The organism is Streptomyces sp. H39-C1 (genome assembly GCF_027158125.1).
Lineage (GTDB): Bacteria > Actinomycetota > Actinomycetes > Streptomycetales > Streptomycetaceae > Actinacidiphila > Actinacidiphila fildesensis.
In genome coordinates, this window is the sequence record NZ_JAPVLS010000302.1 from 1 (window position 1) to 528 (window position 528).

At 65.3% G+C, this 528-nt stretch carries 1 protein-coding gene; it reads left to right on the top strand.

All coding sequences use genetic code 11. The features are described 5' to 3' along the window. The coding region (locus tag O3W51_RS48345; protein ID WP_269290463.1) for a phosphopantetheine-binding protein at window positions 1–528 on the top strand (528 nt) is incomplete at both ends.

Here is a 528-nt window from a genome sequence, read left to right on the forward strand (position 1 = left end):
GGGCGATCCTGGAGGTCGACAAGGTCCGGGCCCAGGCCGCGGAGGTCCTGCCGGCGTATATGGTGCCGGCCGCTTTGGTGGTGCTGGACGCGCTGCCTCTGACGGGCAACGGCAAGATCGACCGCAAAGCGCTGCCCGATCCGGGTGAGGCCGCCCGCCAGCCGTATGTGGCACCGGCCACTCCGATCGAGCAGACCCTGACCGGCATCTGGTCGGAGTTGCTGGCCACCGAACGCATCGGCGTTCACGACAACCTCTTCGAACTCGGCGCCGATTCACTTCTGGCACTGCGTGCGGTCGCCGCGGCCGACACCGCCGGCCTCCACCTCGAACTCCGCGACGTCTTCGCCCACCCCACCATCGCCACCCAAGCCACCCACACCACCCAAGGACGCAGCACTCTTCCGGTGTTGGTGGGGGATGTGGGGGGTCGGTTTGAGGCGTTTGGTTTGACTGATGTGCAGCATGCGTATTGGTTGGGTCGTTCTGGGTTGTTTGAGTTGGGGCAGGTGTCGACTCATTTGTATG